Here is a 24,556-nt window from a genome sequence, read left to right as displayed (position 1 = left end):
CTCTCGCTAGTGCCGCTTGCTCAAGCATTTCCCCGCACCGCCATCGTCGTCTTACACCTCGGATAAGCCACACACCCCCAGAAATCCCCCCGCTTACCCTGCCGCCGAACCAGCTTGACCCCGCAAGACGCACATGTCGGCGTCGTGTAATCCCCTTCGAAGGCAAACTGCAACAGCTTGATCTGCTGCGCCGGAGGCAACCCGCGCAACTTCTCCACGAACTGCGGCCCATCGAGCAACTGCAGGGGGTTATCGGCGCCAAATTCGAGTGCCTGCGGCGTATAACTCGAGGTCGTGATGAACACACCCCGTCGGATCTTCTCGTGCGCCATTACGCCCAAAAGCTCCCGGATTTCCTTCACGCCAACAGAAACGTTCGTCCAAGCCTTGCACTGAACTACCGCCAACGGCTTCTCCGGGTCAACACGGTAGAGTTTCACGTCGATGCCGCCGTCCGGCCCGCATCGGAGGGTTTCTGAAAAAAAGCCCATTGCTTCGTAGTACTTTGCGCACAGCAATTCGAAGCGCTTCCATTCCAGCAAGCGCAGAGCGTCCAGTGTCCATGCACGCGGCTTGGCGGCTTCGGCACCGCTCGCCTGCGCTTGCGGTTGTGCGCTGTCTCCATTTAAAACGCTCTCCCGCGACCACGCGGCCGTATAGGTGACATTCGGTTGCAGTGCTTCGCGGCGCGGTGGCGATTTTCCGGCTGATGCGGCGTCCTTCATCTTCGCGCGCAGGTACGAAAGCAAACCGATAAAACAAAAGCCACACAACGCGATACCCGAGAAGGACACGGCCAGCCCTGCCAAAGCACTCAATACTGGATTCGCCACGAAGAACACGGGCACCATCCAGCGCAGCACAACAAAAGCCGCCACGCCGCAAATTATGCTCGCTTGCCACGGTAGTGCGAGCAAATCTTCTACCGCACTTGTCTTTCTCTTTCGACGCCCCATCGTTCCCACTCCGGCAATAGATATCCGTACAGCATCCCGATGTTATTGCCGTATGGAAATTAAAAACATGAGATTGTAGGCGAGCCAAACAACGCCAAAGCTAACGCTTTGTAACGTCGGACAAATTAAGCGCAGAGGGAAAGAACAAAAACGCGTTGGCAATTCAGGAATCGAATCCTCGTCCAGTACGGACGAGTGGAGCGAACAGGGATTTCGAGCGGCGCAGCAGCGAGCCTGCGAGCGCGCGGCGCAAGGGCTCTCCAATTGGGCTGACGAAAGGGACATCACACAGCGATTTCTTGCCCTCCGCCTCCACCGTCAAACCTTAGTGGAGAGCAATGCCCGCAGCGAACTCCTGCAGTCGCTGCCCTTCGGAGCATGCCTCGGCCAGCAACTGGTCCCAGTCATCAGGTGGATGGCCGCTATCGAGCATCTTGCGGAACACCCGATAGGCGTCATCGCTGCTCTCGTAGGCGCGTTTGGTGTCCTCGTCATTGACCCACGCGAATACGATCATCTTGCCGGGAGCGTGGTAACGGAAGAACAACCGGTACTGCTGGAAAAACTTGGTGCGGAACCAATGCTTGTGATCTTCACCGAGGGTGTTACCTTGCCGATATTCTGGTCGTGCCGGGTCTTGCGGGATAATGTCGAACGCCAGCCTGATGATCGCCGCCAGTCGTTTGCTGGCGTTTTTCTTCACGTACCCGATCGGGTCCTTCTGTTTAAGAGAGTCGACCTGTTGAGCGAGCGTTTCAAGCTGAGCCAGGAACAGCGGATGAGCAAAAATCGTCCAGCCATGAATGACCAAAGGCGCGGGTTTGTCCGCGCTCATTCATCGTCCGCCGACAGGGCAGCATCAAGATCGATCTCAACGCCACTGGTCAGCGACTGGAGCCGCTGCACGAAACTGGCGTTGACGGCCTGCAGACGCTCTGGATGACTGGCGATGTCGCGGGCGAGAAAACCAAGGAAAGACCGCAGCACCGGGTCATCCTCTTCGGCGGGCTCGACGCGCGTCAGCACGACCTCGCCGCTGGGGCGAATGGTGTACTGGATCTTGTCGCGCTTGCCAAGCTGGAGCGCGCGGCGTACGGTTTCCGGCACCGTGGTCTGGTAACGGTCGGTTAACGTGGATTCGACTTCGACGGTGGCAGCCATGTCGCTCTCCGGTCAAAATGGGTAGATGCGTGCATGGTAATGCAATCGCCTTACCAAGTCAATGCAAGTGCATTACCAGCAGTGACGACCATCAGTATCCGGCTCTGCAGCTATCCTGTACCAAAGATAATGGAAGCGGGCAGAAAAACGCGCCCGATCGGGCGCGCCGTAACTTACGAACTCGGCCCCATATCCGCCCCCTGCGCATCCACCCGCAGCGCCTTGAACAAGGCATCATTGAACGCCGGAATATCATCCGGCTTGCGGCTAGTGATCAGCTTCTCGTCAATGACCACTTCCTGGTCCACCCACTCTGCCCCGGCCGCACGCATGTCGTCCTGGATCTCCGGATAGCTGGTCAGGTTCTTCGATTCGGCAATCCCGGCATCGATCAGCACCCACGGCCCATGGCAGATCGCGGCGATCGGCTTGTCCGCCTCATAGAAATTACGCACGAAAGCCACCGAGTCGGCATCCTTGCGCAGCAGCTTCGGATTCTCTTCCCCGCCCGGCAGCACCAGCGCGTCGAAGTCGGCCGGCTGCGCGTCCTTCACGTTCATCTCGACCTTGAACTTGTCGCCCGGCTTGTCGTGGTTCATGCCCTGCACTTCCTCGCCCACGGCTTTCGGCGAGATCAGGATCACCTGCGCGCCCTGCTGTTCGAGGAAGCCGCGCGGCCCGGTGTATTCGACCTGTTCCACCCCATCCGTCATCAGCACGGCGACGCGCTTGCCCTGCAGCGTGTGCGAGATATCGACGCCTTCGACGGGCAGATCGACGCCCCCATGAATGTTCTGCTCCATACGACCTCCATATCAAGGAAATGTGAATCATTTGCTATCGATTGTAGGAGGACGCATGCGCCCACGGCGCGCGCTTCGGTCTTCACTCCAGGCCGAGGATGCGCAGCCGGGCGCGCAGGCGCCTGACTTCGTCGGCAAGGTCGATGACGAGCGCGGCCAGCTCCTGGTCGGCGTCGAAATGACGCTCCAGGTCGAGCAGGCGGCGCGCCCGCGCCAGGTCGCCGCCGCGAAAGCGCCACTGCGTCGTTTCCAGCGCGGGCGCCGTGCCCAGCACGCCCGCCTGCACGTGGCGCACCACCCAGTCGGGCTCGACGCTGCAGGCGCGCGCGAGCTCGTCCAGGCTGAGTGCCACCTCGTCGATCAACACCCCGGTCAGCGTGTCGTTCGCAAACATCGTTCACCTCCTCAAGCGGATCGCGGATTGAAAGCCAGGTCGCGCGCCATCGCCTGGTAGAGCGCGCGCGCCTTGTCGTCGTTCGCCGGCGGCAGCACGACGTCGAGGATGAGATAGAGGTCGCCCGGCGGATTACCGGGGATGCCCCTGCCCTTCAGGCGCAGCTTGCGCCCGCTCTGCGAGCCCGCCGGCACCGATACCTCGACCGTGCCCGAGGGCGTCGGCACCGCGACCTTCTCGCCGAGCGCGGCTTCCCAGGGCGTCACCGGCACGTTCTCGTAGACGTGGGTGCCCTCGACGCGGTAGCGCGGGTCGGGCGCGAACTGGATCTCCAAATAGAGGTCGCCCGGCGGCCCGCCGCCGTGCCCCTCGTGGCCCTGGCCTGCGAGGCGCAATTGCTGGCCGGGCGTGACGCCGCGCGGGATGGTGACGTTGAGCTTTTTCTCCTGCATGCTGGCGCGCCCCGGCCCCTCCTGGCGCGGCACGCGCAGGCTCACCGTGCGCGTCGTGCCCTGGTAGGCGTCAAGCAGGTCGATCGTGATCGCCGCGTGGATGTCGTCGCCGCGCATCTGGAAGCTGCCGCCGCGGCGCGTACGGCCGACGTGCGCGAACAGGTCGGCGAAGAAATCGTCCGCCCCGGCACCGGCAAAATCGTATTGCTCGCCCCAGTCCGGCGGCGGACGGAACTGCTCGCCGGCATGGTGGCCACGGCCGAGTCCATCGTAGGCCGCGCGCTTTTCCGCGTCGCCGAGCACGTCGTAGGCCTCGTTGATTTCCTTCGTTTTGGCGTCCGCGTCCTTGTGCTTGCTGACATCGGGGTGGTACTTGCGCACCAGCTTCCGGTACGCCTTCTTGATGTCGTCCGCGGACGCATTCCTGTCGACGCCAAGGGTCTGGTAATAGTCCTTGTATTCCACAATGCACTCCCGCAATTGGCGCAATGGCTATTCATGGATGCAACGCAGCCGTGTCGAACGATGCCCACGGCGTACGCTGCCGTCTGCCTGCCAGATGGGGGCGCACGGCGGAAATTTAAAGCTGAACACAGCGCACGCGCGATTGCGGCGCACGTCAGACAGCGCCAGCCACCGTACGCCTGCTTAACCGGTAAAATCGCGGGTTTCAAGAACAAAAATACTGCCCATGACCACCAGCACCACGCTCAGCACCACGTCTTCTCCCGTCCGCACCGAAATCGCCACGCTCTGGAAGCTGTCGTGGCCGATGCTGGTCGGGCAGCTGGCGACGGTGGGCATGGGCGTGGCCGACGTGGCGATGACGGGCCACGTCAGCGCGGACGAGCTGGCCGCGGTCTCGCTCGGCACCTCGGTGTGGTCGATCGTGCTGGTCACCGTGATGGGCACGATGATGTCGATCAACACCGTCGTCGCGCATGAACTCGGCGGCGGACGCTACGACAAGATCCCGCATTCGGTGCGCCAGTCGCTGTGGAAAGGCCTGATCGTCGGCCTGGTCGCCTGCCTGCTGGCCAACCTGTGCACCCTGCTGTTCGACCACATCGGGCTGGGCCAGGCCGTGGCCGACCGGGCCTCCCTGTTCCTGCACGTGATCAGCATCGGCATGCCTGCCTTCGCCTGCTACCGCGCGCTGTACGGCTATACGACGAGCATCAACCAGACCAAGCCGATCATGATCATTGCGATCTTCGGCCTGCTGTTCAACATCGCCAGCAACTGGCTGCTGGTGTTCGGCAACTGGGGCTTCCCGAAGCTGGGCGCGGTCGGCTGCGCGGTCTCGACCGCGGTCGGGATGTGGCTGATGCTGTTCGCCATGGTCGCCTGGACAAAACTGTCCAGTGCCTACCGCATGACCTATCCGTTCACGCAGTGGGAAGGCCCGGACTGGGCCGAATTGAAGAACATGTTCCGCCTCGGCCTGCCGATCGGCGTCACCTATTTCGCCGAGGTCAGCGCTTTTGGCCTGATCAGCCTGCTGGTGGCGCGCTTCGGCGTGGTCCAGGTGTCGGCGCACCAGATCGCGCTGAACTTCGCGTCCCTGGTGTTCATGGTCCCGCTCAGCTTCGGCATCGGCCTGCTCACCCGCGTCGGCCAGGCCATGGGCGAAGGCAATCCGCAGCGCGCGCGCTTCGTCGCCTGGGTCGGCGTAGGCATGTCGGTGGCCTTCGGCGTGCTGTCGGCCGCCTGCATCGCGATCTTCCGCTGGGAAATCGCGCGCGCCTATACCTCGGACCCGGCGGTGCAGGAAGCGTGCGCACACCTGCTGCTGTTCGCGGCCCTGTTCCAGTTGTCGGATGCGACCCAGGTCGCCACCGCCTCGGCGATCCGCGGCTACCAGGTGACGCGTCCGCCGATGATCATCCAGCTGGTCGCCTTCTGGGGCTTCTCGCTGCCGCTCGGCTATATCCTGGGCATCGCACCATCCTGGTTCGGCCTGGCCCCAAGCGCGCCGATGGAAACCACGGGCTTCTGGATCGGCCTGGTGCTGGGCTTGACGATTGCCGCGGTGCTGCTGACCTGGTCCTTCGACCGCCTGTCGCGGCAGAAGGTAGGCGCCGCTGCTGTGCATTAACCACAGAGCGTTGGCCATCGGCCCTCGGTAAGTACTGCTTTTGGGGGCCCACTCTGGTATTGTCTCGTCCGTTGCATTTAGCCAAAACTAACGAGACAATCAATGCGCCTTCTCCTCTGCCTCCTGGCCGCGCTCGCGGCCGCGCCCGCGTCCGCCGAACGCCTCACGCTCGACCGTATTCATGGCGAAACCTCGCTCGCCGGCCCCGGCGTGAAAAACCTGACCGTCTCGCCCGACGGCGAGCGCGTCACCTTCCTGCGCGGCCGCGACGACGACCAGTTCCAGCAGGACCTGTGGGAATACAACATGAAGGACAAGACCACGCGCCGCCTGGTCGACTCCAAGAAGCTGGTCCCCAACGAGGAACTCTCGCTCGAGGAAAAGGCGCGCCGCGAACGCGCGCGCACCGCCAGCCTGTCCGGCATCATCAGCTATAGCTGGTCGCCCGATGGCAAAAAGCTGCTGGTGCCGATCGCCGGCGACCTCTACCTGGTCGACGTGGCGAAGCCGGATGCCGCGCGCAAAGTGGCGTCGGGCAACGTGCTCGATCCGAAGATTTCGCCGAAGGGCCGCTACGTCTCCTTCGTGCGCAACCAGAACCTGGTCGTGATCGACCTGAAGACCGGCGCCGAGCGCCAGCTCACTACGGATGGCAAGGGCACCGTGCACAACGGCGAGGCCGAGTTCATTGCGCAGGAAGAGATGAGCCAGACCACCGGCTACTACTGGGCGCCTGACGACTCCGCGATCGCCTACAAACGCTACGACGAAGCGCCGGTGCCGGTCGCGCGCCGCTTCGAGATCTTCGCCGACCGCACCGAGGTGATCGACCAGCACTACCCCGCCGCCGGCGATCCGAACGTATTGGTCGACCTGTTCATCGTGTCGCCGGAAACCGGCGTCTCGCGCAAAGTCGACCTGGGTCCGGAGAAGGACATCTACCTGGTGCGCGCCGACTGGAGCGCGGACGGCAAGACCCTGGCCTACCAGCGCCAGACGCGCGACCAGAAGCGCCTGGACCTGGTCGCGGTCGATGCCGCCACCCTGCAGCAGCGTCCCCTGCTCACCGAAACCTCGCCGACCTGGGTCAGCATCCACAACGACCTGCGCTTCCTGAAGAACCGCCCGGCCTTTATCTGGGCTTCGGAACGGAGCGGGCGCAACCACCTCTACCTGTACGACCTGAACGGCAAGCTGCTGCACCCGATCTCGCGCGGCGAATGGGGCATCGACAACGTGCTGGCCGTGGACGAAAAGGCCGGCAAGGTCTACGTCTCGTCGAACCGCGACGCCGTGATCGACAAGCAGACCTATGCGCTGGCCCTGGACGGCAGCACGGCCGACAAGCCGGCCCGCATCACCAAGGGCGACGGCTGGCACGAAGCCAGTTTTGCCAGCAACGGCAAGATTTTCGTGGACACCTATTCCGATCCGCGCACCCCGCCGCAAGTGTCGATCCGCCGCGCCGACGGCGCCATGGTCGAGTGGCTCGCGCATAACGAGCTGAACGCGAACCACCCGTACGCGAAATACCTGCCGGACCACCTGCCGACCGAATACGGCACCATCAAGGCCAAGGATGGCCAGACCCTGCACTATTCGATGATCAAGCCGGCCAACTTCGACCCGACGAAGCGCTATCCGGTCTTCCTGTTCACCTACGGCGGCCCGCACTCGCAGCGCGTGACCCGCACCTGGGGCAACTATTTTGACCAGTACATGGCCCAGCAAGGCTTCGTGGCTTTCCGCCTGGATAACCGCGGTTCGGGCCGCCGCGAGCGCGCCTTCACCGACGTCATCTACAAGGACCTGGGCAAGAACGAAGTCGAAGACCAGGTCACCGGCATCGAGTGGCTGGCCCAGCAGAGCTTCGTCGATCCGAAGCGCGTCGGCGTGTTCGGCTGGAGCTATGGCGGTTTCATGACGCTGCGCCTGCTGGCGGCTGCCTCGGACAAGATTGCGATGGGCGTGTCGGTGGCGCCGGTGACCGACTGGGCGCTGTACGACACCCACTACACCGAGCAGTTCGTCGGCGCCACGCCGAAGTCCGATCCGGCGGCCTATGAGCGCAGTGGCGTATTCGCCCACCTGGACGGCCTGAAGTCGCCGCTGCTGCTGATCCACGGCATGGCCGACGACAACGTGCTGTTCACCAACAGCACCCGCCTGATCGACGAGCTCGTCAAGCGCAACGTGCAGTTCGACCTGATGACCTACCCGGGCGCCAAGCACGGCATCTCGGGCCGCACCAGCCAGCGTCACGTATATAGCCTGATCGAAGCCTTCTTCAAGAAGAACCTGGGCGGCACCGCGCCGAACTGATCTTCCGGAACCTCGGCAAGCGCTTCCGCTCCCTGCCAAAAGGGCCTGAAAGCCGCTCTCCCAGCGGTTTTCAGGCCCTTAAATTTTTCCTCGTGGAAAAAAAGTCTTTCCGAGTTGGAATTAAATATTCCGTCATTACGCAAAAAGTCAACAATTTCTGTCTCACAAAAACAACGCTATACAAATTTTTTTTACCCGATTTACATGCCCAAAATCAGTTTTTTTCCTATAGGAATGTGTCTTTTAAGAACTCGGCCGTTCAGTTTCCAGTAACAAATTATGTCCCCACGGAATTAATTCCTCGCGGTATTCTGCGTATTCCTGATCTCACAGACGCTCTTCAACAAGCGCGCAATACACGAGGAATACCATGCAATCGATTCGCAGCAACGCCACCAACCGCATCGCTTTCGCCGTCTCCGCCCTGGTCGTTGGCGCCGCTTTTGCAGCACCCGCCTCGGCCGCCACGCTCAGCGTCGGCTCGGGCAAGACTTACGCTACCCCATGCAAGGCCTTTGCCGCCGCCAAGACCGGCGACGTGGTCGAAATCCAGGCCGCCACCTATTCCGGCGACGTCTGCGCCGTCAAGGCCAGCAACCTGACCATCCGCGGCGTGAACGGCCGCCCGAAGATCAACGCCAACGGCAAGGCCGCCCTGTCGAAAGGCACCTGGGTCATCCAGGGCAACAACGTCACCATCGACAACGTCGAGATGTATGGCGCCAAGGTGGCCGACAAGAACGGCGCCGCCCTGCGCCTGGAAGGCACCAACTTCACGCTGCGTAACTCGTTCCTGCACGATAACGAGAACGGCATCCTGAGCGGCGCCAACACCGCCAGCACCGTCACCATCGAATACACCGAGTTCGGCCGCAACGGCTACGGCGACGGCTACAGCCACAACCTGTATATCGGCAAGGTCGCCAAGCTCTACTTCCGCTACAACTTCTCGCACGACGCCAACGTCGGCCACAACCTGAAGTCGCGCGCCCTGTACAACATGATCGCGTACAACCGCTTCTCTAGCCTGCGTTCGGGCGAGACCGGCAGCACCGCCGCCGGCAAGCCGAGCTACGAGATCAACGTGCCGAACGGCGGCACCACTTACATCATCGGCAACGTGATCATGCAGCCGGCCTCGAACAACAACCCGGCCATGGTGTCCTACGGCGAAGAAGGCGTGGGCGACCGCAAGACCGACCTGTACGTGATCAACAATACCTTCGTGAACGACGAGAGCTCGCGCGGCACCTTCGTCACGGTCCGCAACGCGGCAACGCCGGCCAAGCTGATCAACAACATCTTCAGCGGCGGCGGCACGGTCACCACCCAGTCCTCCGCCGTGCAAAAGACCAACTACCGCTCGCTCGCCGGCGATTTCGTCAACAAGGCCGCCTACGACCTGCGTCCGGCTTCCGGCACCCAGATCGTCAATGCCGGTTCGAACCCGGGCACCTCGTCCGGCGGCCTGTCGCTGAAAGCCACCGCGAGCTACAAGCACACCGCGTCCTACGCCTCGCGTTCGACCCTGGGCGGCGCGATCGACATCGGCGCCTACGAAATCCAGTAAGCGGCGTTCGTCCGCTCCGGGCCGCAAGCGCGAGGGCGGGATGAAAGAAAGGTAAAAGAAAACGGGCCCCGGCGCGCTGAACGCCGGGGCCCGTTTTTCCATGGGGGCCGCTGGCGGCCCCGGCGCATCATGCGCGGTCGATGCCGTCCTTCAGCACTTCCTTGGCATCGCCATATTTTTCCTGGGTCTTGCCCTCGACCTGGTTCTTCAGGCCCTTGGCTTCCTGTTCGCGGTTGCCGACCAGCTTGCCGGCTTCTTCCTGGATCTTGCCACCGATGTCTTGCAGTTTGCCTTCGACTTGGTCCTTGTTCATGATGGTTCTCCTTACAGGTTAGTCAAGTAAAGCGCGGACGACATGCCGCGCGATGGGTCCAGAATACGCCCGCGCACCCTGCCCATCTGTACGGCCACGCACATAGCTCGTCCATACCTTGGCGCCGTCGCGCGCCGCTCATCCATGCGCCGGCCGCTTCGCCGCAGTGGTAGTGTTGAATTATCCTTTTGATAATCAATACACCATGAGCGAACAATCCCCTTCCCTACAGCACACCGTTGAGGCGGACGCCACGCCCAAGCGCGGGCTGATGCGGCGCACGGCCATCATCAACGGCGTTGCCGCTCTCTTCATCCTGGGACTGGCCGCGGTCTGGTTCGCCGCCGACGCCCTGCTGCTGGTCTTCGCCTGCATTCTGTTCGCGGTGCTGCTCTATAAACTGAGCGACATGCTGGCACAGCGGACCAACATGAAGCGCCAGGTCGCGCTGGCGCTCGTGGTGCTGCTGCTGTTTGCCGTCGTCGGCCTGGGTGGCTGGGCCATGGCGCCGCAGATTGCCGAGCAGTCGAGCAAGCTGGCCGAGACGGTGCCGCAATCGATCGAGAAACTGCAGGAGTTCGTCAAGCAACATCCCGTGCTGCAACGCGTGGCGGCCGAACTGCCGCCGCCGGAGCAGGCGCTCAAGCAGATGTCCTCGCTGGTGCCGAACGCCGGCCTGTTCTTCGGCGGCGTCATCGGCGCGCTGGGCAACGTGGTGATCATCCTCTTCGTCGGCATTTATTTCGCCGCCTCGCCGCACCTGTACACGAACGGTTTCATCAAGCTGGTGCCGCAGGCGAAGCGTCCGCGTGCGCGCCAGGTGATGAAGAAAATGGGCGACACGCTGGGCAGCTGGCTGCTCGGCAAATCGATTTCGATGCTGATCGTCGGTGTCGCCACCTCGGTCGGCCTGGGTTTGCTGGGCGTGCCGCTCGGCCTGCTGCTCGGGATCATCGCCGGGCTGCTGGATTTCGTTCCCTATCTCGGCCCGATCCTGGCCGGCATCCCGGCGGTGCTGATCGCATTCTCCATCAGCCCCGACCTGGCGCTGTACACCATCCTGCTGTTCACCGGCGTGCAGCTGGTCGAGGGTTACCTGCTGCAGCCGCTGATCGAATCGCGCGCCGTCGACCTGCCGCCGGCACTGACCATCGTCATGCAGCTGGTGTTCGGCACCCTGTTCGGCTTTGCCGGCGTGGCGCTGGCGACACCGCTGGCGGCGGCGCTCAAGGTGCTGGTGCAGATGTTGTATGTGGAGGATGTGCTGGGGGATAAGGTGGAGGAGTCGGAGACGGAGTAGTGGACAGCGGTGCGTTTCGGGGCCGTGCGAGCGTCACCTATCGCCGCGTGGGCACAGGTGCCCACCCTACGTAGGGTGGGCGGCGAAGCCGCCCACGCGGTGATCGTTGTCATTCGATCGATCGCGCATGCACCGGCGCCAGGCGCCAAAAAACAAAACAGCCGCGACGCATCGCGGCTGCTGCGCTACAAGAGGAATCGGATCAGCGGTTGCCCTTGACGATGTCCTTCGCGTCGCCCACTTTTTCCTGGACCTTGCCTTCCGCCTGGTTCGACAGGCCTTCCGACTGCTGCTGGCGGCTGCCGACGGCTTCGCCGACCTTCTCCTGGATCTTGCCGCCGATGTCCTTGGCCTTGCCTTTGATTTGGTCCTCGTTCATGTCATGCCCCTTCGGTTGAGTGAAACGAGGTCCTACCTTAGGCCGTATCGCCGGCGCCCTCTGTACGTTCGTTAACATTGGGTTTGCGCCACAAGCTGGCCAGCCAGGGTTGCTGTTCGCGCGGCAAGCCCTCGGGGCGGTAGTAATGGTAGAGCGGCGCGAAGCCCGCGCCGGCCAGGTGACGCTCCCAGGTCGGGTAGTCGTACCAGCTGCCGTAGCGCGGCCCGCTCCAGCCTTCCTCGTTGTGCCCGCGCGGATTCGAGCTGAACAGCACTCCGCCCGGTTTCAGCGTGCCGTGCAGCGCCGCCAGCACGGCGGGCAGCGCCCGGCTGGGCACGTGGAACAGCGACGCGTTGGCGAACACGCCGTCGAACAGTTCCGGCGGCAAGTCCAAGTGCAGGAAGTCCTGGTGCCAGACCTCGCAGCCGCTGTAGTCGCGCGCCATCGTCACGAATTCGCGGGAACCGTCCAGGCCGATGGCGCGGTGGCCAAGCGTGGCGAAGGTCTTCAGGTCGCGCCCCGGTCCGCAGCCCAGGTCGAGCAGCGTGAACGGGCTCGGCGCTTCGATGGCGCCGAGCAGGGCCGCGATGTTCTGGCTGACGTCGTGGCCGATGGTGCCGGCGAAGAATTGCCGGGCGTTGCGCTCGTAATGCGCGAGCGTGCGGCGCGAGATGTCGTCCAAAGGGTCGTCGGGGCTGTCGTTCATGGCTATCCGGAAAAGCGGCGGCGCAGGCGTGATGCCGGCGCCGCCTTCCCGTGAGCTTACCAGATGCGCACGCGCTCCTGCGGCGCCAGGTAGAGCGCCTGGCCCGGCTTGACGTCGAAGGCCTGGTACCAGGCGTCCAGGTTGCGCACGATGTAGGTGCGGTACTGGGCCGGGGCGTGGCCGTCGGTCAGCACGATGCGGCGCAGCGAGGCTTCGCGCATCTTGGTGCGCCAGCCCTGGGCGAAGCCGGTGAAGAAGCGGCGTTCGCCCTCGACGCCCGCGCTCTTGCCTTCCGCCGAGGCTTTATAGGCGTCGAAGGCCGCTTCCAGGCCGGCCAGGTCGGCCAGGTTCTCGCTCAGGGTCAGCTGGCCGTTGACCGCCAGGTCGGGGAAAGGTTTATAGGTGTTGTACTGCGCCACCAGCTTGCCCGACGCCGCCTTGAAATGGGCCAGGTCCTCTTTCGTCCACCAGTCGCGCAGGCGGCCCTGGGCGTCGAACTGGGCGCCCTGGTCGTCGAAGCTGTGGCTGATCTCGTGGCCGATGATGGAGCCGATCGCGCCGTAGTTCTGGGCGTCCGGCGCCTTCGGGTCGAAGAACGGCGGCTGCAGGATCGCGGCCGGGAAGTTCAGCGCGTTCTGCAGCGGCAGGTTGACCGCGTTCACCAGTTGCGGCGGCATGGCCCACTCGGTGCGCTCGGGCTTGCGTCCCAGCTTGGCCAGCTCCTGCTGGTAGTGGAAGTTTTCGGCGCGCACGGCGTTGCCGAAGGCGTCGTCGCGCCTGACCGCGAGACCGTCATAGGATTTCCAGCGGTCCGGGTAGCCCACGCCCACGTACAGCGACTTCACCTTGGCCTGGGCCTGGGCGCGGGTGGCCGGCGCCATCCACTCGAGCTTGTCGATGCGGTGGCTGAAGGCGTCGATGATGTTGGCGACCATCTTCTGCACGCGCGCCTTGTCCTCGGCCGGGAAATAGCGGCCGACGTAGATCTTGCCGACCGCCTCGTCCATCGCCTCGTTGGTGGCGGCCAGCGCGCGCTTCCAGCGCACCGACTGCTGCGGGGTGCCGGTCAGGGCCTTGCCGTTGAACTCGAAGCGCTGGTCGGCAAAGGCCTTCGGCAGCAGGCTGGCGTACTGGTTCAGCTTGTGGAAGGCGAGGTAGTCGCGCCAGGCGGGCAGGTCCGCGTCGGCCAGCAGGCGCGCCGCGCCCGTCACCGCGCTCGGATGGTAGACCTGGAAGCGCTCCTGGCCGGACAGTTGCGCGGCCTTGAAGAAGGTGTTCCAGTCCACGCCCGGCGCGCGGCTGGCGAAGTCCTTCAGGGTCCAGACATTGTTCGACTTCTGGATGTCGGCCGATTCCTCGCGCGTCGCATGGGTCTGCGCCAGCGCCAGTTCGAGCTCGAACACGCGCGCGGCGCGCTCCTCGGCCTTGTCGAAGCCGGCCAGTTTCAGCATGGCCGCGATGTGCTGCTGGTACTTGGTGCGCAGCTCGGCCATGCGCGCATTGTTCTCGAGGTAGTAGGCGCGGTCGGGCATGCCCAGGCCGCCCTGCAGCAGGTAAGGCAGGTTGCGCGTCGGGTCGGTCAAGCCCTGGGCGATCCAGACGCCGAACAAATTCTCGGTGAAGAAGTCGGTGGCGTTAAGCGGGTCGACGTCGGCGCGCACCGAGGCGCCCAGCACCCGCACCAGGGCCGCCTTGTCCTTGATCGCGGCGATCTGCGCCAGCATCGGCTTGACCGGCGCCAGGCCGCGCTTCTCGATCGCCGCCTCGTCCATGTAGGCGGCGTAGAAATCGGCCACCTTGCGCGCTTCGCCGCTCGTCTCCCTGGACGCGCCCAGCTCCTCGATCATCTTCGCGATGCGGGTGTTGGTGTCCTCGGCCAGCGCACCCATCGCGCTCCAGGAGCCGCGGTCGGCCGGGATCTCGGTCTTCGCCAGCCAGTCGCCGTTGGTGTAGGCGAAGAAGTCGTCGCCCGGCAGCACTGTCATGCCTGCGGGCTTGTCGGCGGGCTTGCCAGCTTGTTTTTCGGCTGGTTTTTCGGCTTGCTTGTCGGTTTGCGCCGCCGGCTGCGCGGCCGCCTGGCCGGCGGCGAACACCGGCGCGGCCAGGGCGCCGCACAGGGCGAAGGCGATACTGGTCTGGATCAGGGTCGGACGTGTCTTCATGGTTTCCTCGTTATCGTTTCCGGTGACTGTTGCGGCGCCAGCGCGGCGCGTACCTGGGGCAGGAGGCGCGCCTTCTGCGCGGCGCGGACGCGGATGCCGTCGCCCACGCGCCGGGCTTCGACCTGCGCATCCTGGCCGAAGTTCTTGGCCACGTAATTTTCCATCATATCCGCATGGCGCACCTGGACGGAGCCGCCGACGATGTCGGCGAACATCCGGTTGCGCTCGACGGCGTCGGCATTGCCCAACAGCGCCTCGCGGTTGGCCACGGCAAAGGCCCAGACCTGGTCCGGATGCACGCGCGCCACGCCGTTGATCATCAGGTAGGCGATGGTGGGCGGCAACCGCGGCGACAGGGCGATTCGCAGCACGCCGGCCGCCAGCGACGGGTCCTCGACCGCGGCCAGGGCGCGCGCCAGGCGGTTGCGCTCCTCGTCGTTCCCGGCCTCGGCGAGCGCCTGCGCCAGCGCCTCGACGGTGGCAGCGTCGGCATGCATGCCGGCGCCGCCGAGCACGAAGTCGAGCATTTCCGGGCTGGTCGACGCCGGGTCTTCCAGGTAGCGGGCAAAGCGCGTGCGCGCCTCCTTGACCGCGGCTTCGTCGCCGCTGCGGACCAGGGCGCCGGCCAGGAGCGCGCGCAACTGGCGCTGCTCGACGGCTTCGCCGGGCTTGTCGCTCCAGCCGAGCCGGGCGAACTTCGGCTGCACGAACGCGCGCGTGAACTGGCGCACCAGCGCCTGCTCCGGTTCGCCCTGGGCCAGCTGGTCGAGGGTGTCGAGCCTGGCCAGGGCCGCGGCCCACACCGCCACGCGCGGCTCGTTGCCGAGTTTCGGGAGCAGTTCCAGGTAGTCGCGCAACGGACTGCGGCTGGCCGCCACCAGGCTCCAGGTGTCGGCCAGGAATTTAAGACGGGTGGTGTCGGGCAGGCGCGCCAGGTCCTTGGCCAGGGCGTCGAAACTGGCGCGGTCGTACTGGATGCGGTAATAGCCCACGCTGTGCGGATCGACCACCAGCGTGCCTTCGCAACTGCCCTGGGTCAGGGTGCTGTCGCGGCTAGACAGCAAGGTGGTCCAGCCGCGGCCGTCGACCGTGCCGACCTGCAGCGGCACGCGCCACAGGCGCTGTTCGAGCGCCGGTTCGTCGAGGCGGAACTGCTCCTGCGACACAGTCACCTTGCGCCTGCCGTTCTCGCACACCTGGCTCACCGAGATCAGCGGATAGCCCGGCTGCAAGGTCCAGTCCGAGGCGACCTTGCCGACCGGCTTGCCCGAGGCCTTCTCGAGCGCCGCCCACAGGTCGCTCGACGTGGTGTTCGAATACTTGTGCGCCGCCATGTAGGCGCGCAGGCCTTTGCGGAAATGGTCTTCGCCGACGTATGCCTCGAGCATGCGCAGGAAGGCCTTGCTCTTGATGTAGGTGATGGCGTCGAACGCGTTGGCGGCCTGCTCCTCGTTCTCGATCGGGGCCTGGATCGGATGGGTGCTCTTGCGCGCGTCCAGGTCCAGCACCTTTTCGCGCTGGGCGATCTCGTCCAGGTAGGGCCGCCACTCCGGGTGGAAGCGTTCGGTGGCCTTGGCCGCCATCCACGAGGCGAAACCCTCGTTCAGCCAGAGATTGTCCCACCAGGCCATCGTCACCAGGTTGCCGAACCACTGGTGCGCCAGTTCGTGGGCATTCGCGCCGAACGACAGTTTCTTCGTGCCTTCCGGGCTCTTCTTCGGATCGACCAGCAGCAGCGCCTCGTTGTAGACGATGCCGCCCCAGCTTTCCATCGCGCCGTAGAAGCCGCCGGGAATGGCGATCTGGTCCAGCTTGGGCAGCGGATAGGGAATGCCGAAGTAATTGTTGTAGTAGCGCAGCAAGTCGCCGGTGGCCGCCAGCGGGAAGGCGGTGGAGCCGAGCTTGCCTTCGGTGGTGACCACGCCGATCTCGACGCCGCCGCGGCGCACCTGCGCGCGTTCCAGTTCTCCCGCGACCAGCGCCAGGAGGTAGCTCGGCATGTTCGGCGTGGGCGCGAACGAAATGCGCTGGCGGCCGTCGGCCAGGGTCTCGCGCTTTTCGACCGGGGTGTTGGAATAGGCCTGGAAGCTGGCCGGGACGTCCACCGTCAGCCTGAAGCGGGCGCGGAAGGCGGGCTCGTCCCAGGTCGGCAGCAGGCGCCGGGCGTCCGCCGGCGCCAGCAGGGTAGCGACCAGCTTGCGGTCGGCGCCGCCGGCCTTGTAGGAGACCCCGAACAGGCCCCTGCCCTCGCGGTTGATCTGGCCGCGAAAGCCCAGCGCCAGTGCATAGCGCCCGGGCGCAAGCGGCGCGGCCAGCAGGAAACTCACCGTCTGGCTGGCCTCGTCGACCTGGGGCTGCAGGCTTTGCCTCGCCAGGCCCTGGCCTTCGATCGCGGCGCGCTCGATGGCCAGGTTGGCGGCGTTCAGCACGATGCGCGCGGTCGGGCGCAGCACCTCGAGCTCGACGGTCTGGGAACCTTTGAAGCTGTCGTTGCCGAAGTCGGGCACCAGGTGGGCGTCGTACAGCAGGGGGATGACGTCCTTCGGCAGCTTGCCGGGTGTGGCGGCGAAGGAAAACGGGGCTTCGGCCTGCGCCGTGCCCGCGGCCAGCGCCAGGGCGACGGCGGCCGCGCCGCCCGCTACTCGGTGGTGTCTCATTCTTCCTCTCTTATTATTCGCGGGTGCGCTCTTGGCGGCGCAAGGACCCAGCACGCACTCTACGAGACCGCGGCACCTTGTATGGACGAAATGCGACAGGCCGCAAAAAACGGGGCTGGACTGCAAGAACGCGGCAATGCGCGCGCCTCTGCCTGGACCACGAAAAGCCGGGCGCGTCGCCTTGCCAATCTATTTTTCAAATTTTTTTAGCAAAAAGGCTAAAGTTCCCGAAACCGCTGCCGTAAAAGGAGGACAAGCGGTCATCCGACCGAAAAAATATTGTCGTGGTGCCAATATGACCCAGAACGAAGTCCTCGCTATGTACGAAAATATTGCCGGCCTGACCGGCAAGATGGCCGCTGCGGCGACATCGGGAGATTGGAACGGCTTCGACAGCCTGCAAGGCCAGTGCGCCGTCCAGGCCGGCGCCGCCGTGGCCGGCGTCCCGGCGCTGAACGGCGAGCGCCGCCTGCGCAAGATCGACCTGCTCAAGCAGATCATGGCCAACGACCGCGCCATCCGCGACGTGACCGAACCGTGGATGGGCCAGCTCGACCGCGCGATGTGCGCGCACTGAGCACGCCTGCTCCAGAATAAAAAAGCGCCTGCGGGCGCTTTTTTGTTGCAGGGTGGGCGGCGTTCCGCCCACGCGGCGATGGTTGGCGCCAGGCAGGTCGTTCGCGAGGAGCGTGCCGCCGCGTATCCCCGCGTGGGCGGGACCTGCAGTCCCGCCCACCCTACGGGACGCGATCATCGGCGAAGCGGCGCCCACGGCGATTCAACCACCAAACAAAAAAGCGCCCGCAGGCGCTTGTTTGCTGCGACAGGACACCTCCCATCGCATGAATTCGGAGAGCGAACACCAGGCTAGTCCCGGTGATCGCCTCTTTGCCGGTTGCATCCGGCGTCTCCTGCCGCTGTTGACAGCGAGACCGCTTCCGGCGCCAGGCGTCTTGCGACGTACATCCGTTTTCCGCGCCACGCTATCGGTGGTGGCTGCGGCGGACCCTGGGCCGTTTTTTGTGGTTTTGTTAACCAACGAGGCCAGTATAACCGAATTAATCAGCTTGTGTAGACGATTTGTGCGCACCCCTATTCCGGCTGAATAATTATCTTTTCATCCACGCTTTCCGGCGCCTCCGCCGCGGCCCGCGGCGCCTGCCTGCTGCCGCGAACCGCCATCAGGCGCGCCTTGACGGCCGCCATGAAACTCGGCTTGTCCTGCGCCGCACCGTCCTGCGGAAGGACCACGACTTCCGGCTCGCGCGCCGTGTTCAAGGCCTGGCCGCCCCGCGTACGGCGGCGGCGCAGCAGCACGGCCGCGCCCAGCAGCGCCAGCACGACCGCGACGCCGCCGGCGATCGCCAGCCAGGGCGTCGGCTCCTCGGGCGGCGGCGCCGGCTTCGGCTTGCGCTGGATGCGTGGCGCCGGCTTCGGCTGGGCGTCCGGCTTCGGCCCATCCTGGGCCGCGGCTTCGGCGGCCGACTTCACGCCGGTCGCGACTTGCAGCACCTTGACCTTTTCCTCGAGCTGGCCGAGTTCCTGGCGCAGGGCGTCGTTCTTCGCGCCGAGCACGGCGCAGGCCTGGGCCTGGGCCTGGGGCTCGCTCGGTTGCGGGGCGCAGGCGGCAGGCGCAGCGGCTGCGGGCGCGGGTGCGGCAGCCGTGGCGTCGGCCTGCGCTGGCGCCCTGGCGGCAGCTTGCGGCGCATGCACGGCGTCCGTTGGCGCCCCTGCATCCTGCGCCTGCGCCGGCGCGGCGCGGCGTTTCGGCGGCGCCGGCTTGCGCACGGCCTTCGCCGGCGCCGCATCCGTCGGCGCTTTCGCCGGCGCTTTCGTTGGCGCCGCCGGCGGCGCTGCCGTCACGACCGGCGCCGGAAGCGGCACGGGCACAGGCGCAGGTGCGGGTGGGGGCACAGGCGCGGGTGCAGGTGCCGGATGCGGATCCGGCGTGAACCACAGCGTCACCAGGCGCACGTTGCGCTGGCCGCCGTCGACCAGCTCCAGGTAGACGTGCAGGTGGCGGCTTTCGACCGGCTTGCCCGAGCTCAGGTGCAAGTATTGTTTGCCGCCCTGCCGTATCACGGCGATGTCGAGGCTGGACAGCACCGCCGGCAGCGCGATGTTCGCGCCACGGTAGACGTCCGGATGCGCGAGGCGCGCCTCGACCGGCCTGGACGTGTCTTCGACCAGGGTCAGCTCGACGTCGGCGGCGAGCGCCTGCCCGACATGGGAACGCACCCGCGCCTCGCCCAGTTCGGCGGCATGGACGGAACCGGACGCGGCGCAGGCGAGCAGGACGGCGGGAACGATGTGGGAAGGGCGGATCGCCATAGCAGGAGTGAATTTGTAGCCTCAGCGTAATTAACGGGCGTTGGGATACACTCTTTAGCGCCTTCGACATAAATAACAGGACAAGCCAATGGACAACCGCATCGAAAAAGACAGCTTTGGCCCGATCGACGTGCCGGCCGGCCAGCTCTGGGGCGCCCAGACCCAGCGTTCCCTGCACCACTTCCACATCTCGACCGAGAAGATGGCGCCGGAACTGATTGCCGCGCTGGCCCAGGTCAAGCGCGCCGCGGCCGCCGTCAACCGCTCGCTCGGCAAGCTGCCGAAGGACAAGGCCGATGCCATCATGGCGGCGGCCGACGAGGTGCTCGACGGCCGCCATTCTGCGGAGTTCCCGCTGGCCGTCTGGCAGACCGGCTCCGGCACCCAGAGCAACATGAACATGAACGAGGTGCTGGCCAACCGCGCCTCGGAGCTGATGGGCGGCGAGCGCGGCGAGGCGCGCCTGCTGCACCCGAACGACCACGTCAACATGGGCCAGTCCTCGAACGACATCTTCCCCACCGCGATGCACGTGGCGGCGGCGGTCGCGGTGTCGAAGGAAGTGCTGCCGGCGCTGGCGCGCCTGCGCGGCACGCTGCAGGTGAAGTCGCGCGATTTCGCCGACGTCGTCAAGATCGGCCGCACCCACCTGCAGGACGCGACGCCGCTGACGCTCGGCCAGGAATTCTCCGGCTACGTCGCCCAGCTCGAGTTCGCCGAACAGGCGATCCGCGCCGCCCTGCCCGGCCTGCTCGCGCTGGCGGCCGGCGGCACGGCGGTCGGCACCGGCCTGAACGCCCACCCCGAATTCGCCGCCCGCATCGCCGCCGAAATCGGTTCGCGCACCGGGCTCGCGTTCAAGAGCGCACCCAACAAGTTCGCGGCCCTGGCCGGCCACGACGCCATGATCGCCGCCCACGGCGCCTTCAAGACGCTGGCCACCGCCCTCATGAAGATCGCCAACGACGTGCGCTGGATGGCGTCCGGCCCGCGCTCGGGCCTGGGCGAGATCACGATTCCCGAGAACGAGCCGGGCAGCTCGATCATGCCGGGCAAGGTCAATCCGACCCAGTGCGAAGCGCTGACGATGCTGTGCTGCCAGGTGTTCGGCAACGACGTCGCGATCACGGTCGGCGGCTCGCAGGGCAACTTTGAGCTGAACGTGTACAAGCCCATGATCGCGCACAACTTCCTGCAGAGCGCGCGCCTGCTGGCCGACGGCATGCGCTCCTTCGACGAGCACTGCGCCAAGGGGATCGAGCCGAACCGCAAGCGCATCGGCGAACTGATGGAGCAGTCGCTGATGCTGGTGACCGCACTGGCGCCCCACATCGGGTATGATCGCGCCGCGCAGATCGCCAAGCACGCGCAGCACGAAGGCATCACGCTGCGCGAGGCGGCCCTGCAATCGGGCCACGTCAGCGCGGAACAGTTCAACCAGTGGATCGTTCCGATCGAGATGACGCGGCCGGACCCGGCGTGAGCGATCGACAAGGCAGGTCCTTGCGGGCCTGTCCGGTCCGCCCCGGCTTTTCGCCGGCGCGGACCCAAGCGTACGCCCCACAATTTTTCCCGAGGATAGAATGCAACAAACAACTTTCGAACTGACATCCGAGTTCGTCGAACTCAACCAGCTGCTGAAACTGGTGGGCCTGTGCGACAGCGGTGGCGCCGGCAAGAACATCGTGGCCAGCGGCGCGGTGTCGGTCGATGGCAAGCAGGAACTGCGCAAGACCGCAAAAATTCGTGCCGGCCAGACCGTGACCGTGGGCGACGTGCGGATTTCAGTGCAGTAAGGGCTGCCGGGCTGAGCGGCACACGTTTGCGATCAGACAAACGCGACCGGTAGTCCTTGTTTATATTTTAAGAGCGCCTATCAAAACCTTCAGGGCAAGGGATGCGGCCTCCCGACGTATCGTCGACGACAGTACGAAGGCACGGCGAGACGATGCAACGCTGCCATGGGGGTTTTGAGAGGTGCTCCAAGATGTGATCAACCGGCTAAAGGTGAACGCAATGGAGACTCCGGAAGAAAACCACCCTCAAACGCAGGAACGTTTGATCGGCGATCTGCGCCTGGTCATTGAAAACGCAGAAGAGCTGCTGAAGAACACCGATCACTACACCAGCGTGCTGTACCAGAACGCGCGCGCCAAGCTGTCCATGGCGCTCAACGCCGCCAACGAAGAGCTCGCACGCTTCGAAGATGCGCAACTGACCCGCATGATGGAAGCTACCCGCCTGGCCAACGAGCGCTATGCCGACAAGACGGGCGAAGAGCGCATCCTGCGCGCTTTCCATTAAGCCGCCACCCACGGCGCCGTTCCGGCGCCGTGTTACGTACGTCACATTGCCGGCAACACATTGATTGCCGGGATTAGTCCAGCGTCCCTCCCTGATCGCACCGCGGCTGCCGCGCTACCGGCAGCCGTCCCGCGCCGCCGGCCCCGGCATGGTGCGGGCCGCTGGCGTATCAGGCGGTGGTATTGACGTTGTTGCCCAGGTGAGCAGGCAGGTTCTGTGCCGGCTGGGGCGGCGCGATGCCGTCGAGGAGCTGGGTCGCCATCGATTTCTGCATGTCCTGCTGCTTCTTGAGCACTGCGATGGCAACTTCCTGCTTGTTACCGGTTTCTGCAATGGTGGTGGACAACTTGGCGATGCTGAGGACGTCCATGACGGTCTCCTGTTGGGTGATGCCCGGTTCGCGGGCTATCCGTCATTAACGGATTGATTTCGAGAAACTTTAGGGTTTGCCATCATCCAGTCGCTGAGCCAGGCCAATACGTCCGCCGGCGTGTTCAGGTCAAGCCAGCGCAGTCCGGGGCGCAGGCCGGCGGGCGCCGGCGCATCCGACGCCACCGCCGCCACCAGCGGATCGTCCTGGTACAGCGAAGGCCGTCCCAGCGCCGGGCGGAACACCTCGAGTTTCGGCAGCGGTTCCCACTTGTAGCCTTCGATCAGGGTCAGGTCGGCCGGCGCCAGGCGCGCCAGCTGCTCGCGCAGCGACGGTTCCTGCTCGCCGCGCAGTTCGCGCATGATGGCGTAGCGGTAAGGCGAAGCGATCATCACCTCGGCCGCTCCCGCCATGCGCAGGCGCGCGCTGTCCTTGTGCGGCGGTTCGAGCACGATGTCGTGGTGGCTGTGCTTGAGGACGTTCACGCGCAGGCCGCGCGCCGCCAGGCGCCCGACCAGGAATTCGAGCAGGGTCGTCTTGCCGCTGCCGGACCAGCCGACGACGGCCAGCGCCAGGCCGGGATCAGTAACCGACACGGTAGCGGTTGCCCCGGTAGTTCATCACCGCGTACTTCGGCATCAGGCGCTCCAGCACCAGGCCGGGCGCTAGCTCCTCGCCTTCGCGGCGCAGCATCTTGTCGACCAGCAGCAGGCGGTCGGCCGGATTCGGCGAATAGATGTAGCCGCCGACGCTTACCCGGGGGATCTCGCGCTGCAGGGCCTCGGGCAGTTGCTGGAAGGTGCGCAGGTTTTCCTCGGCCGGCTCGGGCGCGCGCGCGACGGGCGCGGGGTCGGGGGCACGGCTGGGCGCGGGCAAGTAGACCGCGCCGGGGAGCTCGCGCGCGGCGGGAGCCACAGCGGCGGCGGCGGCGGGCACCGCAGCATCGCGGGCAGCCAGTGTGGTGCCGCCTGCCGGCACAGGTCTGCCGGCCGGTGCGGCGGCCGCGGCAGGCGCAACCGGCGCAGGCGCCGCCCGGGACGCGACAGCCGGCGCCGGCGCGGAAGGCGCCGCGGGAAGCGGCGCGCCGGCGGATGCCGGGTTCGCTGCGCTGGACCGTGCGCTGGCCGTGCGGGCTGGCGCAGTCTCGGCCACCGCCGCCGGTGCGGGAAGCGGTGCAGGAAGCGGCGCCGAAGCCGGCGGGACCGGTTCTGGCGCCGGCACCGGCTCCGCCACGGGCGCGGCGGCCGGCGCTTGGGCCAGCACCGGCGCCTGCGCCCGCGCCTGGACCTGCCCCTCCTGCCCCGGCTGGCCTGCCGGCGCCTGCGCACGCCAGGCCAGCGCCCCGGCCACGCCGGCGATCACGATGCCGGCCGACAATCCGAGCAGAAGCGGCTTGCGGCTGCCGGCGGCCGGTTGCGCGGCATGCACCGGGGCCGGTGCATGGATGTCCGGGGCGCTGCCCAGCTGGCGTTCGGCCTGCGCCTTCTTGAGTGCTTCGAGAATGTACGACATCTTATTGTCCCGTTCCGGTGGCAGCGAGCAGGCGCGGCTCGGCCAGGCCGGTGAGCTGGTTGAGGCGCATCCAGGTGCGCGGTCCGGCCACGCCGTCGGCCTTGAGGTCCTGCTTGGCTTGGAAGGCGCGCAGCAGCTGGTGGGTGTGGGCGCTGAACGGCTGGCGCGAGGGCGGCGGGGGCGCGCCGTTCAGCCGGGCCAGCCGGGCGGCCAGCCAGTCGACGTCCGGCCCCTGGTCGCCGACCGCGAGCTGGTCGCGGAAGCTGCGCGCGATTTTCCAGAAGGTCGTGAATTCGCCCGTGAAGCGCGGCGCCAGCGCGGCCAGGTCGACCCGCTCGCGCTTGCCGTCGACGGCCAGCGTCACCGTGCGCTCGTCCATGCCGGCCAGGACCGCATAGCGGGTGACCGCGCCCTCGCGCAGCGTGATGACGGCCGGCCGGTCCAGCTGGCGCAGTTCATAAATGCCGCCGCGGCCCTGGTGGCAGCGCAGGTCCGCGCGCAGCGCAGCCTGGCAGGGCTCGCCCGCCGCCAGGCTGGCGCCCCAGAGGCCGGCCAACGCGCGCAGGGCCGTGGCCTCGTCGGCATGGCCGCGCGGCAGCGCGGCGGCGGATTCGGGCCTGGCCGCCGGCGTCGCCGCGGCGGCGGCTTTCGCCTGGGCCGGCAGGGCCTTGGCGCCCGCGTCGACGCGCGCGGCGTTGGCGGATGCTGTCGCGGCGGATGGCGCGCCATGCGGCAGCACCTGCCAGGCCGCGGCGGCGCTCAGCGC

At 65.9% G+C, this 24,556-nt stretch carries 24 protein-coding genes; 8 read left to right on the top strand and 16 right to left on the bottom strand.

The window, feature by feature from the left end; translation table 11 throughout:
- Nucleotides 1-20: 20 nt before the first annotated feature.
- The 6 genes from RT688_RS13595 to RT688_RS13570 form a co-directional block, all read right to left on the bottom strand.
- On the bottom strand, nt 21-956 hold the full coding sequence (locus RT688_RS13595; RefSeq protein WP_313705393.1) for a restriction endonuclease: 936 nt from the start codon (nt 954-956) through the stop codon (nt 21-23).
- A 325-nt stretch (nt 957-1,281) separates the two neighbouring features.
- Nucleotides 1,282-1,791, bottom strand: a complete 510-nt coding sequence (locus RT688_RS13590) for a type II toxin-antitoxin system YhaV family toxin (RefSeq protein WP_313705392.1) — start codon at nt 1,789-1,791, stop codon at nt 1,282-1,284.
- Nucleotides 1,788-2,117: a type II toxin-antitoxin system PrlF family antitoxin gene (locus RT688_RS13585; RefSeq protein WP_313705391.1), complete on the bottom strand. Its 330-nt coding sequence runs from the start codon at nt 2,115-2,117 to the stop codon at nt 1,788-1,790. Before RT688_RS13585 ends, RT688_RS13590 begins: the two co-directional genes overlap by 4 nt.
- A gap of 173 nt (nt 2,118-2,290) precedes the next feature.
- Nucleotides 2,291-2,920, bottom strand: a complete 630-nt coding sequence (locus RT688_RS13580; RefSeq protein WP_313705390.1) for a type 1 glutamine amidotransferase domain-containing protein — start codon at nt 2,918-2,920, stop codon at nt 2,291-2,293.
- An 82-nt stretch (nt 2,921-3,002) separates the two neighbouring features.
- On the bottom strand, nt 3,003-3,314 hold the full coding sequence (locus RT688_RS13575; RefSeq protein WP_313705389.1) for a chaperone modulator CbpM: 312 nt from the start codon (nt 3,312-3,314) through the stop codon (nt 3,003-3,005).
- An 11-nt stretch (nt 3,315-3,325) separates the two neighbouring features.
- Nucleotides 3,326-4,231 (bottom strand): DnaJ C-terminal domain-containing protein, encoded by a 906-nt coding sequence (locus RT688_RS13570; protein WP_313705388.1) that lies wholly within the window; start codon nt 4,229-4,231, stop codon nt 3,326-3,328.
- Nucleotides 4,232-4,457: 226 nt separating this feature from the next.
- Between RT688_RS13570 and RT688_RS13565 the strand changes: the two genes are divergently transcribed.
- The 3 genes from RT688_RS13565 to RT688_RS13555 all read left to right on the top strand — a co-directional run bounded on the left by RT688_RS13565 (nt 4,458) and on the right by RT688_RS13555 (nt 9,756).
- Nucleotides 4,458-5,864 (top strand): MATE family efflux transporter, encoded by a 1,407-nt coding sequence (locus RT688_RS13565; RefSeq protein WP_313705387.1) that lies wholly within the window; start codon nt 4,458-4,460, stop codon nt 5,862-5,864.
- Nucleotides 5,865-5,966: 102 nt separating this feature from the next.
- On the top strand, nt 5,967-8,186 hold the full coding sequence (locus RT688_RS13560) for a S9 family peptidase (RefSeq protein WP_313705386.1): 2,220 nt from the start codon (nt 5,967-5,969) through the stop codon (nt 8,184-8,186).
- A 370-nt stretch (nt 8,187-8,556) separates the two neighbouring features.
- Entirely contained in the window at nt 8,557-9,756 is a 1,200-nt protein-coding gene (locus RT688_RS13555; RefSeq protein WP_313705385.1) for a hypothetical protein, read from the top strand.
- A 127-nt stretch (nt 9,757-9,883) separates the two neighbouring features.
- Here RT688_RS13555 and RT688_RS13550 read toward each other — a convergent pair whose 3' ends face one another.
- Nucleotides 9,884-10,069 (bottom strand): CsbD family protein, encoded by a 186-nt coding sequence (locus tag RT688_RS13550; RefSeq protein ID WP_312553585.1) that lies wholly within the window; start codon nt 10,067-10,069, stop codon nt 9,884-9,886.
- Between the two features lie 205 nt (nt 10,070-10,274).
- Here RT688_RS13550 and RT688_RS13545 point away from each other — a divergent pair, with 205 nt between their 5' ends.
- Nucleotides 10,275-11,369, top strand: a complete 1,095-nt coding sequence (locus RT688_RS13545; protein ID WP_313705384.1) for an AI-2E family transporter — start codon at nt 10,275-10,277, stop codon at nt 11,367-11,369.
- Nucleotides 11,370-11,571: 202 nt separating this feature from the next.
- Here the strand turns inward: RT688_RS13545 and RT688_RS13540 are convergent, their stop codons facing one another.
- From RT688_RS13540 to RT688_RS13525, 4 genes are read right to left on the bottom strand one after another with little or no spacing between them, the layout of a single operon-like run.
- A complete protein-coding gene (locus tag RT688_RS13540) occupies nt 11,572-11,748 on the bottom strand; it encodes a CsbD family protein (RefSeq protein ID WP_313705383.1) in 177 nt (58 codons plus the stop codon).
- Nucleotides 11,749-11,785: 37 nt separating this feature from the next.
- Complete coding sequence (locus RT688_RS13535; RefSeq protein ID WP_313705382.1) at nt 11,786-12,454, bottom strand: class I SAM-dependent methyltransferase; 669 nt, start codon at nt 12,452-12,454, stop codon at nt 11,786-11,788.
- A 56-nt stretch (nt 12,455-12,510) separates the two neighbouring features.
- Nucleotides 12,511-14,616, bottom strand: a complete 2,106-nt coding sequence (locus RT688_RS13530; protein WP_313705381.1) for a M13 family metallopeptidase — start codon at nt 14,614-14,616, stop codon at nt 12,511-12,513.
- The gene (locus tag RT688_RS13525; RefSeq protein ID WP_313705380.1) at nt 14,613-17,273 is read right to left on the bottom strand and encodes a M1 family metallopeptidase; all 2,661 of its coding nucleotides are present in this window, start codon (nt 17,271-17,273) and stop codon (nt 14,613-14,615) included. Before RT688_RS13525 ends, RT688_RS13530 begins: the two co-directional genes overlap by 4 nt.
- Before the next feature lie 319 nt (nt 17,274-17,592).
- On the opposite strand from RT688_RS13525, the gene RT688_RS13520 reads away from it, so the two are divergent.
- A complete protein-coding gene (locus RT688_RS13520) occupies nt 17,593-17,850 on the top strand; it encodes a flagellar protein FliT (protein WP_313705379.1) in 258 nt (85 codons plus the stop codon).
- Nucleotides 17,851-18,365: 515 nt separating this feature from the next.
- Here RT688_RS13520 and RT688_RS13515 read toward each other — a convergent pair.
- Entirely contained in the window at nt 18,366-19,604 is a 1,239-nt protein-coding gene (locus RT688_RS13515) for a hypothetical protein (RefSeq protein WP_313705378.1), read from the bottom strand.
- An 88-nt stretch (nt 19,605-19,692) separates the two neighbouring features.
- On the opposite strand from RT688_RS13515, the gene fumC reads away from it, so the two are divergent.
- The 3 genes from fumC to RT688_RS13500 all read left to right on the top strand — a co-directional run bounded on the left by fumC (nt 19,693) and on the right by RT688_RS13500 (nt 21,908).
- Nucleotides 19,693-21,087, top strand: coding sequence for a class II fumarate hydratase (fumC, locus tag RT688_RS13510; protein ID WP_313705377.1), 1,395 nt, complete (start codon nt 19,693-19,695; stop codon nt 21,085-21,087).
- 100 nt (nt 21,088-21,187) lie between these two features.
- Nucleotides 21,188-21,400, top strand: coding sequence for an RNA-binding S4 domain-containing protein (locus RT688_RS13505; RefSeq protein ID WP_313705376.1), 213 nt, complete (start codon nt 21,188-21,190; stop codon nt 21,398-21,400).
- A gap of 220 nt (nt 21,401-21,620) precedes the next feature.
- Complete coding sequence (locus RT688_RS13500; RefSeq protein ID WP_313705375.1) at nt 21,621-21,908, top strand: DUF883 domain-containing protein; 288 nt, start codon at nt 21,621-21,623, stop codon at nt 21,906-21,908.
- Between the two features lie 169 nt (nt 21,909-22,077).
- Here the strand turns inward: RT688_RS13500 and RT688_RS13495 are convergent, their stop codons facing one another.
- The 4 genes from RT688_RS13495 to RT688_RS13480 all read right to left on the bottom strand — a co-directional run.
- A complete protein-coding gene (locus RT688_RS13495) occupies nt 22,078-22,278 on the bottom strand; it encodes a YjfB family protein (protein ID WP_313705374.1) in 201 nt (66 codons plus the stop codon).
- A gap of 35 nt (nt 22,279-22,313) precedes the next feature.
- Nucleotides 22,314-22,874 carry a molybdopterin-guanine dinucleotide biosynthesis protein B gene (gene mobB / locus RT688_RS13490; RefSeq protein ID WP_313705373.1) on the bottom strand — a complete coding sequence of 187 codons (561 nt, stop codon included), beginning with the start codon at nt 22,872-22,874 and terminating at the stop codon, nt 22,314-22,316.
- Entirely contained in the window at nt 22,861-23,790 is a 930-nt protein-coding gene (locus RT688_RS13485) for a general secretion pathway protein GspB (protein ID WP_313705372.1), read from the bottom strand. The genes mobB and RT688_RS13485 overlap by 14 nt, the downstream gene beginning before the upstream one ends.
- A gap of 1 nt (nt 23,791) precedes the next feature.
- A partial coding sequence (locus RT688_RS13480; RefSeq protein WP_313705371.1) for a peptidoglycan-binding domain-containing protein occupies nt 23,792-24,556 on the bottom strand: 765 nt, incomplete at its 5' end.

The organism is Massilia sp. (genome assembly GCF_032106685.1).
GTDB lineage: Bacteria > Pseudomonadota > Gammaproteobacteria > Burkholderiales > Burkholderiaceae_D > Telluria.
This window is presented reverse-complemented; position numbering and strand designations above follow the sequence as displayed.